Annotated in this window: 14 protein-coding genes; 7 read left to right on the top strand and 7 right to left on the bottom strand. The window is 52.9% G+C overall.

The window, feature by feature from the left end; translation table 11 throughout:
- Positions 1 to 34: 34 nt before the first annotated feature.
- The 6 genes from ftsZ (at position 35) to mutT (ending at position 7,653) form a co-directional block, all read left to right on the top strand.
- Positions 35 to 1,195 (top strand): cell division protein FtsZ, encoded by a 1,161-nt coding sequence (ftsZ, locus tag E0F26_RS12000; RefSeq protein ID WP_279241902.1) that lies wholly within the window; start codon positions 35 to 37, stop codon positions 1,193 to 1,195.
- 73 nt (positions 1,196 to 1,268) lie between these two features.
- Entirely contained in the window at positions 1,269 to 2,189 is a 921-nt protein-coding gene (gene lpxC / locus E0F26_RS11995; RefSeq protein WP_279241901.1) for a UDP-3-O-acyl-N-acetylglucosamine deacetylase, read from the top strand.
- A 92-nt stretch (positions 2,190 to 2,281) separates the two neighbouring features.
- Positions 2,282 to 3,211 (top strand): M23 family metallopeptidase, encoded by a 930-nt coding sequence (locus E0F26_RS11990; protein ID WP_279241900.1) that lies wholly within the window; start codon positions 2,282 to 2,284, stop codon positions 3,209 to 3,211.
- A gap of 82 nt (positions 3,212 to 3,293) precedes the next feature.
- Complete coding sequence (secA, locus tag E0F26_RS11985; RefSeq protein WP_279241899.1) at positions 3,294 to 6,020, top strand: preprotein translocase subunit SecA; 2,727 nt, start codon at positions 3,294 to 3,296, stop codon at positions 6,018 to 6,020.
- Between the two features lie 2 nt (positions 6,021 to 6,022).
- On the top strand, positions 6,023 to 7,219 hold the full coding sequence (gene argJ / locus E0F26_RS11980) for a bifunctional glutamate N-acetyltransferase/amino-acid acetyltransferase ArgJ (RefSeq protein WP_279241898.1): 1,197 nt from the start codon (positions 6,023 to 6,025) through the stop codon (positions 7,217 to 7,219).
- On the top strand, positions 7,219 to 7,653 hold the full coding sequence (gene mutT / locus E0F26_RS11975; RefSeq protein WP_279241897.1) for an 8-oxo-dGTP diphosphatase MutT: 435 nt from the start codon (positions 7,219 to 7,221) through the stop codon (positions 7,651 to 7,653). The genes argJ and mutT overlap by 1 nt, the downstream gene beginning before the upstream one ends.
- Here mutT and coaE read toward each other — a convergent pair.
- The 4 genes from coaE to pilB form a co-directional block, all read right to left on the bottom strand.
- Positions 7,650 to 8,258, bottom strand: a complete 609-nt coding sequence (gene coaE / locus E0F26_RS11970; RefSeq protein WP_279241896.1) for a dephospho-CoA kinase — start codon at positions 8,256 to 8,258, stop codon at positions 7,650 to 7,652. The genes mutT and coaE overlap by 4 nt on opposite strands.
- 1 nt (position 8,259) lies before the next feature.
- A complete protein-coding gene (locus tag E0F26_RS11965; protein WP_279241895.1) occupies positions 8,260 to 9,120 on the bottom strand; it encodes a prepilin peptidase in 861 nt (286 codons plus the stop codon).
- A gap of 7 nt (positions 9,121 to 9,127) precedes the next feature.
- Positions 9,128 to 10,336: a type II secretion system F family protein gene (locus E0F26_RS11960; protein ID WP_279241894.1), complete on the bottom strand. Its 1,209-nt coding sequence runs from the start codon at positions 10,334 to 10,336 to the stop codon at positions 9,128 to 9,130.
- A 70-nt stretch (positions 10,337 to 10,406) separates the two neighbouring features.
- On the bottom strand, positions 10,407 to 12,143 hold the full coding sequence (gene pilB / locus E0F26_RS11955; RefSeq protein WP_279241893.1) for a type IV-A pilus assembly ATPase PilB: 1,737 nt from the start codon (positions 12,141 to 12,143) through the stop codon (positions 10,407 to 10,409).
- Positions 12,144 to 12,523: 380 nt separating this feature from the next.
- Between pilB and E0F26_RS11950 the strand changes: the two genes are divergently transcribed.
- Positions 12,524 to 12,982: a pilin gene (locus tag E0F26_RS11950; RefSeq protein ID WP_279241892.1), complete on the top strand. Its 459-nt coding sequence runs from the start codon at positions 12,524 to 12,526 to the stop codon at positions 12,980 to 12,982.
- 36 nt (positions 12,983 to 13,018) lie between these two features.
- Here the strand turns inward: E0F26_RS11950 and E0F26_RS11945 are convergent, their stop codons facing one another.
- From E0F26_RS11945 to E0F26_RS11935, 3 genes are all read right to left on the bottom strand, one after another.
- On the bottom strand, positions 13,019 to 15,193 hold the full coding sequence (locus tag E0F26_RS11945) for a malate synthase G (protein ID WP_279241891.1): 2,175 nt from the start codon (positions 15,191 to 15,193) through the stop codon (positions 13,019 to 13,021).
- Positions 15,194 to 15,329: 136 nt separating this feature from the next.
- Entirely contained in the window at positions 15,330 to 17,051 is a 1,722-nt protein-coding gene (locus E0F26_RS11940) for a prolyl hydroxylase family protein (protein ID WP_279241890.1), read from the bottom strand.
- A gap of 29 nt (positions 17,052 to 17,080) precedes the next feature.
- Complete coding sequence (locus E0F26_RS11935) at positions 17,081 to 18,019, bottom strand: LysR family transcriptional regulator (protein WP_279241889.1); 939 nt, start codon at positions 18,017 to 18,019, stop codon at positions 17,081 to 17,083.
- Positions 18,020 to 18,117: the final 98 nt, after the last annotated feature.

Here is an 18,117-nt window from a genome sequence, read left to right as displayed (position 1 = left end):
GGTAACCGGATAATTTCAAACGGGGAGAAAGATTATGTTTGAACTAGTAGATAACGCACCGCAAAACGCGGTCATTAAAGTCATAGGCGTAGGTGGTGGTGGCGGTAACGCCGTTCGTCACATGATCGAGCACGATATCGAGGGTGTGGATTTTATTTGCGCGAACACGGACTCGCAGGCTCTCGCAGATATCGATTCCAGAACCGTGCTACAGCTGGGTAATGCGATCACGAAGGGTCTCGGAGCGGGTGCGAATCCCGAGATTGGTCGAGCGGCTGCCCTTGAGGACCGCGATCGTATTGCCGAGTCGCTGCAAGGTGCCGATATGGTATTTGTTACGGCTGGCATGGGCGGCGGTACCGGTACTGGCGGTGCGCCCATTGTTGCTGAGGTGGCGCGCGATATGGGCATCTTGACCGTTGCTGTGGTGACGCGGCCGTTCAGTTTCGAAGGCCGAAAGCGTCTTGCCATTGCTGATCAAGGACTCAAAGAGCTCGAGCAGCACGTTGACTCTTTAATCACAGTGCCTAACGAGAAACTGCTTGAGGTCATGGGAAAGAGCACGAGCCTACTTGATGCCTTTAAAGAGGCAAACGATGTGCTGTTTGGCGCCGTACAGGGTATTGCAGATCTCATCATCCGGCCCGGTATGATCAACGTTGACTTTGCCGACGTGAAAACGGTCATGTCAGAGATGGGTTCGGCCATGATGGGCACCGGTACCGCAACAGGCGAGGACCGCGCGCGCGAGGCAGCTGAGCGTGCGATCAACAGTCCCTTACTCGATGATATTGATTTGAGCGGTGCGAAAGGCTTGCTGGTCAATATTACAGCGGGACTCGACTTGTCACTGGGTGAGTTCTCGGAAGTCGGTGAGGCGATTGAGGAGATTGCTTGCGACGACGCGACGGTGGTTGTTGGGACGGTTATCGACCCGACAATGAGCGATGAGCTGAAGGTAACGGTTGTGGCAACGGGGCTTGGCGTTGAGCAGAGCCGTCCTGTCCTTAAAAAGGTCGAACCTGTAGCACCCATGCGCAACGCAACGTCGACTTCGCCCGCTTATGAAGGGTATGATCTGCCACCTGCGAAACGTCAGCGTGTAGCGGCTGGCGGTCAAGCGGTTGCGGTAGAGGAAAACAGCGAGGAAGGATATTTCGATATCCCCGCGTTTTTGCGTCGCCAAGCCGATTAGGTTCACGACTCAAAGATGATGCTCAGGGAGTGAAACACTCTCCGAGTCTTTGCCCTCTGAAAAAGGCGATGGAATGATACGACAGCGAACATTACGAAACTCGATCAAGGCGACTGGCGTCGGCTTGCACACAGGTGAAAAGGTGTTACTGACACTTTCCCCGGCACCTGTGGATACGGGTATTGTTTTTCGTCGAACCGACCTGAACCCCGTGGCCGAGATCCCCGCTCGAGCCGATCTGGTTGGTGAGACGACGCTGTCGACTTGCCTTATTCACAATGACGCGCGCGTATCGACGATTGAACACTTGTTATCAGCAATGGCGGGTCTCGGTGTTGATAATGCGTACGTTGACGTTACTGCCCCCGAAATTCCCATCATGGATGGTAGTGCAGCGCCGTTCGTATTTTTGCTTCAGTCGGCCGGCCTCGTCGAACAGCATGCGCCCAAAAAGTTTATCCGTGTTAAGCGCGAGGTCACGGTGACTGATGGTGATAAAAGCGCCACGTTCCTGCCACTGGAAGGATTTAAGATATCGTTTGGTATCGACTTCGATCATCCGGTGTTTAAACACCGTGCCGCGACTACCGAGATTGATTTTTCGACAACGTCCTTCGTCAGAGAGATTAGTCGTGCCCGCACGTTTGGTTTTGTGGAGGAGATTGAATACCTCCGATCGAAGGGGCTCGCCCGAGGTGGCAGCATGGACAATGCCATTGTCATTGATGACTACAAGGTGTTGAACAACGACGGGCTGCGGTACGAAGACGAGTTTGTTAAACACAAGGTGCTTGATGCGATTGGTGATCTTTATTTACTGGGTTACAGCCTCATTGGCGAGTATCAGGCGTTTAAGTCAGGCCACGCACTGAACAATCAGGCATTGCGTACACTGATTTCCCAGAAAGATGCTTGGGAAATGGTGACCTTTGAAGACCTCGATGACGCGCCAATCTCATATCAGCAACCATTTCTTACTTACGCACCGGCCTAAACGTAGGCGGTTGCCCGGCCGTCGCAAGATCACTTTCACCGTAACGGCAAGTCTGGCATAGTGACGCCTCGAAAATTTGTAGCGAACGCCACGTGAAATTCATCCTGATCAACAACGAAGGACCTTCGAAAACCGTCGAGATAGGCCGGTGGACGCGTGTGGTCGTTTCGGCGTTTTTGATCGGGCTACCTGTTTCTTTGGCAGGTCTAAGCTATGAATTCGGCGTCAAGAAGGGTGTTGCAGAGGCTGAAGCCGCGGAAGAGACGCTCGCTGCTGAGGAGGCGCGTGAACGCGCAGAGGCGCTAGCCAATATGGCGGTGGAAGCGGAGCGCCGGCTAGAGTCGATGACGCTGTTACTCGCAGAGCTACAAAGTCGGGTAACAAGGCTTGACGCGGTTGGTATGAACCTCACGCAAAGCGCCGGACTAGAACCAGGCGAATTCGACTTCAATATGGCGCCGGCCCTCGGTGGTCCGCTGATGGCGTCGCAAGAGGACGCGCGCGAACTTATCCCCGCACTCGAGGGAGAGCTGTTTGCCCTGAGCAACGCACTCGATGATCGTGAGGTGCAACTCGATATTCTTTCAGAGCTGATTCAAGGTGAGCAGGTTCGCGATGATGCGACACCCGCTGGCAAGCCTATTTTGTCGGGTTGGCTATCGTCGCATTTTGGTTCTCGGATCGACCCCTTCAGTGGCAAAAAAGCCTGGCATGAGGGCATCGACTTCGCTGGCCGAGAGGGCTCCGATATTATTGCTGTGGCGAGCGGCGTGGTTAGCTGGAGCGGAGAACGGTCGGGCTACGGCAATATGGTCGAAGTTGCGCACGGTGATGGTGTCATAACGCGCTACGCGCACAATCAGAAAAATCTCGTCAAAGTTGGCGATATGGTTCGTCGCGGTGACGTCGTTGCGCTTATGGGCAATAGCGGCCGTTCCACGGGCCCCCACGTGCACTTCGAGGTGCATAAAAACGGCCGACCGGTCGATCCTGCAAGCTACCTCCGTCGAACGCCTAACTAAGGTTATGTCTGCTTGCTGGTGATGTTCACTGGCAGTCTCCGCAGTCCACACTATCGACCTTAAAACTATATTTGGAAACACCATGGCTAATCCGCTGAAGATGATATTCGGCTCGCGCAACGACAGAGTGCTGCGACGAATTAAGAAAACGGTTAAGAAAATTAACGCCCTTGAAGAGAGCCTCAAAGGCCTTGACGATGATGCGTTACGGGCTAAGACCCAAGAATTTAGAGAGCGCTTTCAGCAGGGCGAATCGTTGGATGCGCTGCTTCCTGAGGCCTTCGCGGTGGTTCGTGAGGGGGGTGTCCGCGCTATGGGGATGCGGCATTTCGATGTGCAGCTCATTGGCGGTGTGGTCTTACACGAGGGCAACGTTGCGGAGATGCGCACAGGTGAGGGTAAGACCTTGGTCGCCACCCTCCCGGCTTACCTGAACGCCCTGTCGGGTAACAGTGTTCACCTCATCACAGTGAACGACTACCTCGCGTCTCGCGATGCCGCCTGGATGGGTAAGCTCTATAACTTTCTTGGCCTGCAGGTGGGTGTGATCCGCGCGGGTCAAACGCAAGAAGAGAAGCGCGAGGCGTACTCGGCCGATATTGTCTACGGCACCAATAACGAGTTTGGTTTTGATTACTTGCGCGACAATATGGCGTTCAGTCTGAACGACAAGATGCAGGGCTCGCTTGCATTTGCCATTGTCGATGAGGTGGATTCGATTCTGATTGATGAAGCACGAACCCCGCTCATTATCTCGGGAGCCGCTGAGGACAGCTCAGAGCTCTATCGCAAAATCAACAAGCTCATTCCTAAGCTGTCGGTTCGCACCGATGAAGAGGCGGAAGATGGGCACTTTGTCATCGACGAAAAACAGCGCACCGTGGAGCTCACGGAGGAAGGGCATGAGCTCATCGAAACGATGTTGATCGATGAGAATCTGCTGGCGGCGGACGATTCGCTGTACGCCTCGAGCAACCTTAACTTGTTACACCACGTAAATTCGGCATTGCGCGCGCACAACTTGTTCCAGCGAAACGTTGAATACATTGTTCAAGACGGTCAGGTTGTCCTGATCGATGAGCATACGGGTCGCACGATGGCGGGCCGGCGATTGTCTGAGGGCCTGCATCAGGCCATTGAAGCCAAAGAGAACGTGAATATTCAGGCCGAGAGCCAGACCATGGCCTCGACCACTTTTCAAAATTACTTCCGGCTTTATGAGAAGTTAAGTGGCATGACGGGAACGGCCGATACAGAGGCTTTTGAGTTTCGTCAGATCTATGGTCTTGAGTGTGTGGTCATCCCCACCAATATTCCGATGAAGCGCCTCGACATGAATGATCTGGTATTCATGTCTCAAGAAGAGAAATTGGAAGCGATTGTTGATGAGACTAAGCGGATCATCGAAAAGCAAGCGCCGGTTCTCGTTGGTACGGCGTCAGTAGAGACCTCCGAAGAGCTCTCGGCTTACTTCAAGAAAGCAGGCATCGACCACAAAGTGCTCAACGCAAAGTACCACGAGCAAGAAGCTGAAATTATTGCCCAGGCTGGTCGTCCGGGCATCGTGACTATTGCTACCAACATGGCTGGTCGAGGTACTGACATCGTACTCGGTGGCAACTTGGAGGCGGAGATAGCCACGCTCGACAACGAGGTAGAGCGGGACGCGGCGCGAACCGCATGGGGAGAGCGTCATCAAACGGTGCTCGACGCAGGTGGTCTCCATATCTTAGGTACCGAGCGTCACGAGTCTCGTCGCATTGACAACCAGTTACGGGGGCGTGCGGGGCGTCAAGGTGATCCGGGGGCATCGCGTTTCTACATTTCGCTTGAAGATAACCTCATGCGCATTTTCATGGGCAACATGGCGGGCATCATGCAGAAGGTGGGCATGGAGCGTGGTGAAGCGATCGAAAGCGGTATGGTCACCAAGTCGATCGAGCGCGCGCAGCGAAAGGTTGAAGGGCGTAACTTCGATATCCGTAAGCAGCTACTTGAGTACGACGATGTCGCCAATGACCAGCGGCAGATTATTTATAAGCAGCGCGACCAGTTGCTCGACGGTGAGGACGTGGCGGAGATGATTACCCATATCCGTGCCGACGTTGTTCATGAGGGTATCGATCGATTCGTTCCTCCCATGAGCGTCGAAGAGCAATGGGACATCGAAGGCTTGGAGCGTCATCTGAAAGCGGATTTTGCTATTGAGTTGCCGGTAGCGACCTGGCTAAAAGAAGACACCAACCTTCACGAGGAGCCGCTCCGTGCACGAATTATCGATTCTGTGCAGGCCGCGTATGACGAGAAGGGTGCCATGGTGGGTGATGCGATGCGCCAGATCGAGAAGCAAGTCATGCTGCAGGTGTTGGACGGACTTTGGAAAGAACACCTCCAAACCATGGATCAATTGCGTCAAGGCATCCACTTGCGTGCCTACGCGAATAAAAACCCCAAGCAGGAATACAAGCGCGAGGCGTTTGAGCTATTCCAATCGTTACTTGAACGCCTCAAAGGCGATGTCATTCGAATTTTGAGCCATCTTCAAATTCAACGTAAGGACGAGGCTGAGGAAATCGAGCGTCGGCGTCGCGAGGAAGCCGCGCGCCAGCAATTAGCTTTCCAGCATGCCCAAGCCTCGGCTTTGCCTGAGGGGGAGTCCGAAGCGCCTCAGGGACAACAACCTTTGGCACGCGCGCCCCAAGCGCAAGTGGCGCAGGTAGTTCGTGATGAACCTAAGGTAGGCCGAAACGATCCATGTCCTTGTGGCAGTGGTAAAAAGTACAAACAGTGTTGCGGAGCACTCAGCTAAGTATGAGCGAGCTATCTGTCCCAGGTATTCGGCTTGGGGTTGCGCAGGCGGGTATCAAGTACCCTAATCGAGACGATCTTACGCTTATCGAGATGAGTGAGGGCAGCGTTACTGCGGCAGTTTTTACCCAAAATGCGTTTAGAGCCGCGCCTGTACTGGTAGCCGAGCGCAATAACAGGGCGATTAGTGCTCGGTACATCCTCATTAATTCCGGCAACGCGAACGCTGGGACGGGCGAGCCGGGTATGGTTGCCTGTGAACAAAGCTGCTCTGCGCTGTCTGAGCTGACACATATATCGCCAACAGAGGTCTTGCCCTTTTCTACGGGTGTTATTGGTGAGGTCCTGCCTGTCGATGCACTCAACGCGGCCTTGCCAGCGGCAATCAGCGATTTAGGTTCGAGTAATTGGAAGCGTGCCGCACAGGCGATTATGACCACCGACACGGTCCCCAAGCTTCGTAGCAAGGTCGTAACGATCAACAATGGCACCGCCTGCCAGTTGGTGGGGATGAGTAAAGGCTCAGGCATGATTCAGCCAAATATGGCGACAATGCTCGGTTTTATTGCCACGGATGCCGTTATTTCCCGCGAGATGCTCGACGGTATGCTGCGCGCTGCCGTTAATGTGAGCTTTAATCGGATCACGGTGGACGGTGACACTAGCACCAACGATGCCGTGACGCTGACCGCCACAGGGCAGTCAGCCTTTGTTATCACACCGGCAGACAGAGAAGCCGCGCTTGCCTTCCAAGCAGCGCTGACTGAGCTGGCCACTGAGCTTGCGCAAGATATTATTCGTGACGGCGAGGGTGCAACAAAATTTGTTGAAATCACTGTCTCCAATGCCGGCAGCGAGGCCGAAGCTGACCAAGTGGCGCGCACGGTCGCGCATTCCCCCTTGGTTAAAACGGCCCTATTCGCGTCGGATCCAAACTGGGGACGTATACTCGCCGCTGTGGGCCGGGCAGGTGTGAGCGATCTAAATGTGGACGCGGTGTCACTCTCACTAAATGGCGTACTCATCGCCGAAAATGGCGCGCGTGCTGCAAGTTATACCGAAGAAGCCGGCGTTGCGGCTATGGCGCCTGAGGATTTAATCCTTTCGATTGACCTGGGTCGCGGCGAGAAATCTGCAACGCTTTGGACCACCGACTTTTCGTATGATTACGTCAAAATAAACGCCGAGTACCGCACTTAATGAGCCAGGGCATTGCGAGCCAGGGCATTGTGAGCGAGGGTATTCACGTGGCGGTGGGCGTGCTCATTGACGACACGGGCTGCGTATTACTCGCAAGACGCCAAAAAGGCACACATCTTGAGGGTTACTGGGAGTTTCCTGGGGGTAAGGTGGAGGCAGGCGAAAGCGTTGCGAGCGCCTTGGCTCGAGAGTTATCCGAGGAGTTAGGCGTGTCGATCGACCAAACCTTGCCTCTCATGACGGTGAATCACGACTATGGCGAGAAGCAGGTGCTTCTCGATGTTCATCGTGTGTTGTCCTGGACCGGTGAGCCACATGGCGCCGAAGGTCAGCCAATCGCATGGGTCTCGGAATCGGTGCTGGACGACTACCGCGTTCCTGAGGCTAATGCCGAAATCATGAAGCAGGTTAAGTTAGTGCTGGCTTCTTTTTAAGCTTGGGCGCGACGCAGTAAATCTGCATGCAAGGCGTCGACTCGAGTGTAAAGCTCCTCAAGTGTTCCCTCATTACTGATCGACGTGTCTGATCTAGCGAGCCGGGTTTCTCGTTGAAGCTGCACGGCCATGATGGACTTGACGAGCTGCTCACTGTTGTCATCGCGTGTCATGGTGCGACTGAGTTGGACTGATTCGGGTACGTCGACAACAACAACATAGTCCGCAAAGCTACTTTGTCCTGACTCGAGTAAGAGCGGAGAGGCCAGTACGACGTAGGGCGAGCTTGCATCGCTCAGCTGACGTGCAATCTCTTCACGGATACGGGGGTGGGTTATGCCTTCTAGCACCTTGCGCTCATCCGGTTCATCGAAAACGATTTTCCTCAGTGCCGCGCGATCAAGCGCCCCGTTGGGAAGAAGAATATCGCGTCCAAAGTGCTCAGCAATAGCGGCAAGTCCAGAAGTGCCAGGTTCAACCACGACCCGAGCAACTTTGTCTGCGTCGACAACGGTAATGCCTTTAGTCTCGAGATAATCGGTGACAGCCGATTTACCGCTCCCGATACCGCCGGTTACACCTACTACAAATTGCTGAGCGCTCATATCAAAGTGTCCCCGCGATCCAGCCCATTAAACTATCAGGATAGAAGAGGTGAATAAGCCCCGCACCGGCGAGAAATGGGCCGAACGGCATCGGTGTTTCGCGATCTTGTCGTCCGGTGGCAATGAGTCCTAGGCCGACGACGGCGCCTACGAGTGATGAGAGTAGTACGATCGTGGGTAGGGCGCTCACACCAAACCAGGCACCGAGCGCTGCCAGTAACTTGAAGTCACCGTAGCCCATTCCTTCTTTACCTGTGATGACCTTAAACAGCCAATACACCGACCATAGACTCAGGTAGCCAAAGACAGCGCCGAGTACAGCGCTCTCTAGCGTTACAAAAGTAGCGTTCATGTTGATGAGCAGACCGATCCACAAGAGGGGCAAGGTGAGACTGTCAGGCAAGAGCTGATGATCAAGATCGATGGCCGTCAGTGATAATAAAACAGCGGTAAGAAGCATTGCAGCGGCGAGCGCATTACTAACACCAAACGTGAGACCACATAGAACCCAAACCAGAGCCGTTGTGAGTTCGATAAGCGGATAGCGGATGGGTATCGATACCCCACAATTAGCACAGTGCCCGCGCAAGAGCAGATAGCTTAAAACGGGAATATTTTGAAGCGCTGTAATCTCCGCGTTACAGCTTGGGCAGTGCGAACCCGGAAAAGCAAGCGAATAGGGCGTCGCCTCTGGGGTATTCTCGCCGCGCAACTCTGCGCACTCACGCTCCCACTGCCGCTCCATCATTTTAGGTAGCCGGTGTATGACCACGTTTAGGAAACTGCCCACTGTGAGCCCCAAAATGGCGAGCGCTATGGATAGTCCGGGCTGAGCACGGATAATTTCTTCTAAGGGGTCCATAAGTCTTCTATATCACCGAACCAAGCATGAAGATCGGTAGGTACATCGCGATCATTAGACCACCAATGATAATACCTAAGACTGACATAATCATGGGTTCGATTAGTGAGCTAATCGATTCAACGGCGTTATCAACTTGCATCTCGTACTGATCTGCGACTTTACCTAGCATCTCGTCCAGTGTGCCCGACTCTTCGCCAATCGAAGTCATTTGCAAAAGAAACATTGGGAAGATCCCCGTGGCGCGTGTTGCCTGCAGTAACGATAGGCCTGAAGTAACATCGTTGCGCATCTGTTTGATGGCGCGCTCGTACAATGCATTCCCCGATGCGGTCGCTGTCGCGTCTAAGGCCTCTACGAGCGGCACGCCTGCGGCAAAGGTGGTTGATAGCGTCCTAGAATATCTTGCGATAACAGCATCGTGAACAATCTTTCCAAAGATCGGCGCCTTGAGAAGGCCTGCATCGATCGCATTAGCAAATTTCCGGTTACCCAAACGAAGTCGGTTAAAGCTAATAATGAATAAGGCAAAAGCGCCACCGATGGACATCCACCACGCTTGTAAAAGGTTAGAGACCCCAACCACAAATTGCGTGAAGGCGGGTAGCTCAGAGCCAAAGCTTTCGAAGGTGCTGGCAAATTGTGGAACGACGTTGATTAGCAGTATGCCCGTCACCACGATGGCCACAAGAACGGTGGCTATAGGGTAGGTTAGTGCCTTTTTTATGGTCGCCTTTAACGCCTCGGTTTTTTCCTTGTAAATCGCTATGCGATCCAGCATCACCTCGAGCGTACCCGAATTTTCGCCCGCAGCCACCAAGCTGCAATACAGTTCATCGAAATGCTTACGGTGTTTTCCAAACGAGGTGGCGACCGGTGCGCCGCCTGACACGTCGTTACGTATCTGACGGATCAAGTCCTTCATCAAGGCTTTATCGGTCCCATCCATTACGATATCTATGGCCTGAACCATGGGAACGCCCGCGCGCGTCATGGTTGCAAGCTGGCGTGTGAACACGGCGATATCTCTCGTATCAATAGCCTTGCCCATTGATAAAAGAGGTTGGGTTTTCTTTCGAAGCCGTTTAGCGTTGATCCCTTGGCGGCGCAGCTGCGCCTTCGCGATTGCCACACTGGGTGCGTTGACTTCCCCGTTTGAGGTGCGGCCTGTTCGATCGACTCCAGACCAAATAAATGTTATCTCGCTTCTGGCCATAGTTACTTAGCTTCTAACGTTGCAATGAACTGCGATTGAGCAGCCGTGGCTAAAATTACGAGATAGCATCTCAATCAACGGTTACGCGGTTTACCTCTTCGAGGCTTATTATACCCTCAGCACATTTCTTAAGGGCTGCGCGACGCAAGTCGTAAAAGCCGGCTTCGCGGGCAGCTTGCTCAAGTTCGTGAACATTTGCGCCGTTCAAAATTGCATTGGATAACGACTTTGTGACTTTGACCACTTCATAAACTCCCACTCGACCACTGTGACCTTTGCGACATTGCTTGCACCCAACAGGCTTCATGATGGTAGCGGACTTGAGCATTTCATCCGTAAAGCCAAGCTCCTTAAGTGCGGTATCAGGGACGTTAGTCTCGGGCTCTGAGCAGTACTTACAGAGGCGACGAGCCAAACGCTGCGCAATAATCAAGCTCAGTGAAGACGCTATGTTATAGGCGGGGATGCCCATGTTAAGCAGACGATTGATTGTTTCAGGTGCGCTATTCGTGTGAACTGTGGAAAGAACCAGGTGTCCTGTCTGCGCTGCTTTAATTGCGATCTCGGCGGTTTCTAAGTCGCGGATCTCGCCGACCATGAGCACATCGGGGTCTTGACGAAGGAATGATCTAAGGACACCTGCGAAGTTGAGTCCGACTTTTGGGTTTACATGGACCTGGTTGATGCCTTCCATATTGATTTCAACGGGGTCTTCAGCAGTTGAAATGTTGCGCTCAGGCTCGTTGAGCACATCGAGGCCCGTATAGAGCGAGACGGTTTTTCCCGATCCAGTGGGTCCGGTTACCAAAATCATACCCTGAGGTCTACTAAGGGCCTCTAAATAAAGCTCTTTTTGCTCCGGTTCATATCCTAATGCGTCCACACCCATGCGAGCTGAGCCAGGGTCCAGAATTCGCAAAACAATTTTTTCACCAAATAGGGTTGGCAGCGTACTGACTCGAAAGTCGATGGAACGGTTTTTCGATAATTTGAGTTGAATTCGCCCATCTTGCGGTGCACGTCTTTCTGAAATATCGAGGCGAGCCATGACTTTTAGTCGAGCAGCCAAGCGCGGTGCTAACCCCTTTGGAGGCCTGACAACTTCTTGAAGCACGCCATCCGCTCTAACTCGAACCCGGTATTCGCGTTCGTAGGGCTCAAAATGGATATCTGATGCGCCTTGTTTAATAGCGTCAAACAGTACTTTGTTAACAAATTTCACAACCGGCGCATCGTCGGCTAATTTTGTGAAGTCGGTTTCTTCCAGCTCCTCTTCGACTTCTAAGTCCGGGATATAATCCTCAGCGGAAGTGAAGTCACTGATATCGCCGTCGAAAATCTCGTCTTGCTTGGCAATGACCTCGTCGATGGTTTCCAGTAATTGCTTGTGCTCCACAACAATTGAATCTGTGGCAATACCGGTCGCAAATTTGAACTCGGCTAGTGCGCTTGTGTTTGTTGGATCTGAGACTGCGATAAATAATCGATTGCCTCGGCGGTACAGAGGCAGCGCTTTGTGTTTTCTGATGAGGGACTGAGGCACTAACTCAACAGGGAAGTGCTCTTGCGCCATGTTGTTTAGATCAAAGAGCGGCACTCCGTACTCTTCTGATACCACACGCGCTAGCAAATCGCTGTCGATACTTTTTCCATCGAGTAATTCTTGTATCAGGGTTGTGCCGGCGGAACGGGACTGTTCAACAATTTCTGCCGCACCTGCTGAGCTCATAAGTTGTTCGGCAATAAGGCGCTCAGTAAGACCACTGTAAAGCACTGGCCGTATTTCGCCGGACGCGGTGGTGTTCATAGTAAGTCATACCTATCAGATTACCACCACTACCATGAGCAGAATATACTCATAAGTCAATGATAAAAATGGCTTAGGTAAGCGATATTTTGAGGGTATGTTAGTGAGGTTTAGTCGCAAAATAAGCCGAGTATTGTAGGTAACTGACAAAATTTGTCAGGCTGAAGCGAGCTCTCCGATCTTTTATTAATCCGAGATCTTGATAGAGACAAATACGACACTAAAAGACTGTGTCCAGTGATAACTGAGGTGCGGAGGCATTTTTACAGTCCCGAGCACAATGTTTTTTTGTAGAAACAAAATTTCGTGCGCCATTTTGGCATCAGTCTTGCGTTACCTTCCGGTAGATACATCATTTTTTTGTAACTTGGAGATTCAAGATGAAGGAAACTGCACAGAAAGGATTTACGCTCATTGAATTAATGATCGTCGTGGCAATTATTGGAATTCTGGCTGCCGTTGCGCTTCCAGCATATAACGATTACACGGCTCGAGCTCGCGTAGCCGAGGCGGCAAGTGTGGCGCAAGGGTATAAGACAGCCTTCGCCGAGTACTATGCAACCTACGGTAGTTGGCCCGCAACTCTGGCAGCTGCAAATATGGCAACTATTGCAACGACAGCTGTTGCATCAGTGGCAACTACAAACGGGGAGGGCACGGTTGAAGTGAGCATGAATGGTATAAACGGCATCACTGCGGGCTCTTATCTCACATATGACCCAACTGTCAGTGACGGCGGTGTAGTTTGGTCATGCACTGCTGCACTCACGGCTTCAAGCTACGGGCCGACCAACGCAACCGACATAGACACAGACTTTTTACCGTCTCAATGTAAGTAACCTTCTGCAGGGCGTCGTTATGGCGCCCTTATTTTTTTACCGTAATTGTTTCTGCTCTCGCCGGGATGTGTGCAAGGCGGGTTCCGTGTACCCACTTGGCTCCTGCACACCGCTGAACACTAGATTCCGAGCAGTTTGGAAGGCGTACCCAGAAGGCCGATCATCAATAATCATCGGTAGATAACTCGGGTCAGATGCATTCTGACCATCGACCACACTGGCCATCCTTACCATTGATTCCTGGAACTGAAGTTCTGTAATCACACCGTGATGCAGCCAGTTAGCAATGTGCTGGCTGGAAATTCGGAGTGTTGCTCGGTCTTCCATGAGCCCCACGTTATTGATGTCGGGTACTTTTGAGCAGCCCACACCGTGATCTACCCAGCGCACCACATAGCCCAGCATGCCTTGCACGTTGTTATCGAGCTCGCGTTGAATTTCTTCCTCGCTTAGCTGACTGCAGTCACTCAGTGGAATCGTCAGGATGTCATCGACGCTGCGCCTATCACTGCCTTCAAGCTCTGCCTGGATGCCCGCAACACAGACGTCGTGGTAGTGCGTGGCATGCAATGTCGCTGCCGTGGGTGAGGGTACCCATGCGCAGTTCGCTCCGGCTTTAGGGTGTCCTAGCTTGGTGTCGATCATGGCGGCCATGAGGTCGGGCATAGCCCACATACCTTTACCAATTTGAGCCTTGCCACGCAGACCACAGTTGAGACCGGTGTCTACGTTCCAATCCTCGTAAGCATTAATCCAAAGCTCGCCTTTCATAGCGGTCTTAGCGACCATGGGTCCGGCTTCCATGCTGGTATGAATTTCATCGCCGGTACGATCTAAGAAGCCCGTGTTAATGAACACCACACGCTCTGAAGCGCGGCGGATGCACTCGGCCAAGTTGACCGTGGTACGCCGCTCCTCATCCATAATGCCCATCTTGATAGTATTACGTGGCAGGTGGAAGGCATCCTCGACTGCACCGAAAAGATCAACGGTCATGCTGACTTCGTCGGGGCCATGCATCTTGGGTTTTACGATGTACATGGAGCCTGTTCGAGAGTTACCACCTTTGTTGGCACCGCGCAGGTCGTGCAACGAGCAAGCTGTGGTGAAAAGCGCATCCATGATGCCCTCAAAAATTTCGTTGCCCTCAGCGTCGAGAATGGCGGGGTTGGTCATCAGGTGACCGACGTTGCGAACGAACATGAGGCTGCGACCGGGCAGGGTAACGGTATCGCCACCGGGGGATGTGAACTCGCGGTCTTTATTTAAGCTTCGAGTGAGTGTCTGGCCACCCTTGGTAAAGCTCTCGTTGAGATCGCCGCGCATGAGTCCTAGCCAGTTCCGATAAACGATGGCTTTGTCCTCGGCATCCACTGCCGCTACTGAGTCTTCACAGTCCTGAATGGTGGTAAGCGCTGACTCTAGGCAAACGTCTTTAACGCCCGCCGCATCGGTACTTCCTACCGAGTGATCGCGATCGATTTGGATTTCGGCGTGGAGGCCGTTGTGCTTTAGCAGCACGCCTACAGGGTCGTCAGCATCGCCAGTGAAGCCGATGAACTGATCGGGAGACGAGAGCACACTTAAGCTACCGTCGATTTGATTAATAATGAGGCCGCCATCAACCACTGCATAATGTGCCGCATTTTTGTGCGTGCCTTGATTCAATGGGAAGTGTGAATCGAGAAAATCACGCGCCCACTCGATGACTTTGTGTCCACGAACGGGGTTGTAAGCCCCAGCGCGAACCGCACCATCCTCTTCTGAAATCACGTCCGTTCCATAAAGCGCATCGTAGAGTGAACCCCAACGTGCGTTGGCGGCATTGAGCGCATATCGTGCGTTCATCACGGGCACCACGAGCTGCGGCCCTGCAACCTCTGCAATCTCCGGGTCAACATGTTGCGTCGCAATCTTAAAGGGCGCAGGTTGCGGGAGGAGGTACCCAATGTCTTCCAGCATCTCTTTATAGGCTGCTCGGTCGTAGTCACGTCCGGGATTGGCTACGTGCCAGGCGCTGATTTGAGCCTGCATATCATCGCGGACAGCGAGCAATTCACGGTTACGCGGTGAAAAACGCGCAACAATGTCGGCTAAGGCGGTCCAAAATGCAGTGGGCTCCAAGCCCGTGCCCGGTAAAATCTCATTTTCAAGCAGGCTGTGAATTTCTGGAGCGACTTGAAGGCCGGCGCAATCGATACGTTCTGACATGGTGAGTTCCCAAGAGTTGTTACATGCAATGATGTACTTAGCGAGTACGCTATTGTCGTTTGGTTGTTACGGGGAACCCAAGCGAACTGATTAATGACCATAATTTATATTTATTATGGAAGGACAGGGTTGGATTTTAATTTGTGATAAGGCTCAGCTGGCTCGGTGCGCTCCCTGCCATTACCCTCAATACGTCCTCAAAGAGGGGTACATGAACAGCCGCGTCAATGTCGGCGTTGATCATGAAGTTTGGGAAGGTATGGATACGGAGCAGTTTTAGCTCGTTGGCCTGCGTAAGCAGGGTGTCGAGTGCCAGTAATGCAAAGGCCCCGTCCGCGCAGTCGGTAATGACATCGGCCAACAACCCTTCAAGCTCTGCCGCTAGCGTTCTTCCAGCTGTTATCAACGTCTTGGCAAAGGGTGACTGGCCGCCCGCTATCACACGAATAGACGACCCCGTCTCGCGGTAGCTCAAGTTGTCTACTTGCGAGGCAAAATTGGGATCGTTAGGCGCATAGCTCGCGCCGTGCACGAACAAAACACTTTCGTCGGCACAAAAGAGTTGATTACCGATAATGGCGAGATAAAGGCGCGCCGTAAATTTGTGCTGATCGATCAGTGCTAATCGATCTACGGCCTTCTGGATGACCCTGTCCGAGGGTACGGTGGCTGCCATCATGACCGGAGTAGGCAAACAGAGCGTTTTATTTCTTGCTGTTCTCAGCTTACTGCGGATAAACCAGAGATCGTCGGCTTTCGGTCCGACAGCTATCGCCGCAGCCGAAGTTGTAAAGGTGGTTGGGATGAGTTGCGAATGACCGCTTGATGCCAAAGAAGATGCAACAAAGGCGATGTCTGAAAGGGGGTTTAGCACCTCGCGACTTGCTGTTCGGAATGTGGCACCTGGCCAGTTCTCGGGCGGCTCTGGTTGTGTTTTATTGCCGTAGGTATCCCAGTAGCTGACGTGGAGATCGGGTAGGTCTTGTGCTGAGTTTTGGGTGCGCGAGACCGCCCGTTGCCAAAGTGCATCGGCGCGATTCGCTCGAACCGTCAGGCCCCCCGTGGCGGAGGCCGTATCTGCCGCACCCGATGTGCTTGATGTGTTCGAGGTATTAAGACGCTCAGGTTTCACCGGTGCAGACGGATTGTCGGAAACCTGCGGTCCATGAGGTATATCGACAGATTGACCAATAGCGACGGTCGGTAGTACCTCTCCTGGCACAAATTCGTCAGTGGTGTCCTGCAAACGGAACCACATGTTAAACGCCCATTTCTCCCCCGCCTCGACCGGCATGCCAGCGTGAAGGCTCAATGGGTGAGGACCACTGATATCGTGTGTTGTATTGTGGAAGATCACCATACGACCCGGTGTCGCGGGTACGGTAATACCGAGCTTGGGAAACTGTGTCGCACCGCCGGCTTGAACGTTGTTGAGATAGACGAGTGCAGTTACCAAGCGTTGCCCCCCCCATTTTGCAGCACGCTGTCCCCGGGGAAGTGACAAGTTAAAGGCATCGAAGTGCGGACGGTACTCCTGCTCGGGTCCGTAATGAATGATTTGCATTGACTCTGCGTTGGCCAAAGGTAAGCCCACGATGTCCGCGATGCGCTTACCGATCGATTGCACGACATCGTCTTCGTCGTATTTCAGCCAGTGGTTGGAACCTGTCCGACCCTCACTTGCCTTGTAGCCTTCATCCAATACAACGCCCGCACGTTTAACATGCGGTTTGGCGAGCTCGATCAAGTAGGCGCATTCAATAGGGGAGAGTACGTTATTCCGAACCCCTACGAGTGGGTCTAGCGAGTAGGCTTCGGTGGCCTCATAACTGCCTTTAAGATGGATCGTTTCACTCATAACGGTTAGCCGATGTCTTTAAAGGGCCGTCAAATGGACCGCGCAATCTGGGTGATAAGTTGACGAATCCAGCGATGACCCGGGTTGTGTTGTAATAACGGACTCCACGCCATCTTAAGCTCCAGAGGCGGAATCTCGAAAGGTACGGGCCTCGCTACCACGCGAGGGTTGTCACGTTTCAATTCGGTGGCGCGCGTGGGCAGCGTTACGATCAAATCGTTTTGTTCTGCCAGCGTCATCGCCGCTTGATAGTGGCGGGTAAACACCCTGATACGGCGTTTCTTACCCAATCCATCAAGCGCCGCATCTACCCATCCTAGGCGTTGGACATCGTCTGGGTTTACGCCAACTCCGACACCCATACCCGTTTTACTCACCCAGATGTGGTCCGCAGCGAGATACGCGTCGAGGTTGAAGTCTTCAAGAATTTGATTGTCAGGGCTTAATAGACACGAAAACGTGTCTTGCCACAGCGTAATCTGGTGGAATGACTGGGGCATCTGAACAAACCGGTTGATTACGAGGTCGACTTTCCCCCGTTCTACGTCGAGAAAGCTCACATCAGAAGGGTTCATGATGTCGAGCGTGATGCCCGGCGCTTTTTCACGAAGCTCTTTGAGTACGGCAGGAAGCAACGTCGACTCGGCATAGTCACTGGCCATGAGTCGCACTACGCGGTTTTCTGTCTCTGGTATGAATTCCTCAGTGGGTTGCAGAGCTCGATCAACATTGGTGAGGATCTCTCTTAGCTGAGGCTCTAGTTCCTCAGCTTTGGCCGTGGGAGTCATGCCGTCGGATGTGCGAATCAGCAACGGGTCGTTGAAGACCTCGCGAAGTCGCTTTAAGCCATTACTCATCGCAGGCTGGGACAGTCCTAGACTGTGCGCCGCCTGGGTAACGTTTCGCTCACGCAGCAGCGCATCAAGGTAAACAAGAAGGTTCAAATCGACGCGACCTAGTCGGCTCATGCGTGTACTCTCCGGCGTAAACTACTATTCATATTATGAATAATACATCTTCTACGCGTCTAAGTAGAAATTCTTGGTCTGAACGGGTGAACAGCTAC

Source organism: Candidatus Paraluminiphilus aquimaris, from assembly GCF_026230195.1.
GTDB classification, from domain to species: domain Bacteria; phylum Pseudomonadota; class Gammaproteobacteria; order Pseudomonadales; family Halieaceae; genus Luminiphilus; species Luminiphilus aquimaris.
Note: the sequence above shows the minus strand (reverse complement) of the source record. Positions and strands in the feature narration are given on the sequence as shown.

Excerpts from the sequence above, each read along its gene's own strand:
- ftsZ (WP_279241902.1), top strand. The coding sequence starts at position 35 with ATGTTTGAACTAGTAGATAACGCACCGCAAAACGCGGTCATTAAAGTC.
- lpxC (WP_279241901.1), top strand. The coding sequence starts at position 1,269 with ATGATACGACAGCGAACATTACGAAACTCGATCAAGGCGACTGGCGTC.
- secA (WP_279241899.1), top strand. The coding sequence starts at position 3,294 with ATGGCTAATCCGCTGAAGATGATATTCGGCTCGCGCAACGACAGAGTG.
- argJ (WP_279241898.1), top strand. The coding sequence starts at position 6,023 with ATGAGCGAGCTATCTGTCCCAGGTATTCGGCTTGGGGTTGCGCAGGCG.
- mutT (WP_279241897.1), top strand. The coding sequence starts at position 7,219 with ATGAGCCAGGGCATTGCGAGCCAGGGCATTGTGAGCGAGGGTATTCAC.
- coaE (WP_279241896.1), bottom strand. The coding sequence starts at position 8,258 with ATGAGCGCTCAGCAATTTGTAGTAGGTGTAACCGGCGGTATCGGGAGC.
- E0F26_RS11965 (WP_279241895.1), bottom strand. The coding sequence starts at position 9,120 with ATGGACCCCTTAGAAGAAATTATCCGTGCTCAGCCCGGACTATCCATA.
- E0F26_RS11960 (WP_279241894.1), bottom strand. The coding sequence starts at position 10,336 with ATGGCCAGAAGCGAGATAACATTTATTTGGTCTGGAGTCGATCGAACA.
- pilB (WP_279241893.1), bottom strand. The coding sequence starts at position 12,143 with ATGAACACCACCGCGTCCGGCGAAATACGGCCAGTGCTTTACAGTGGT.
- E0F26_RS11950 (WP_279241892.1), top strand. The coding sequence starts at position 12,524 with ATGAAGGAAACTGCACAGAAAGGATTTACGCTCATTGAATTAATGATC.
- E0F26_RS11945 (WP_279241891.1), bottom strand. The coding sequence starts at position 15,193 with ATGTCAGAACGTATCGATTGCGCCGGCCTTCAAGTCGCTCCAGAAATT.
- E0F26_RS11940 (WP_279241890.1), bottom strand. The coding sequence starts at position 17,051 with ATGAGTGAAACGATCCATCTTAAAGGCAGTTATGAGGCCACCGAAGCC.
- E0F26_RS11935 (WP_279241889.1), bottom strand. The coding sequence starts at position 18,019 with ATGAGCCGACTAGGTCGCGTCGATTTGAACCTTCTTGTTTACCTTGAT.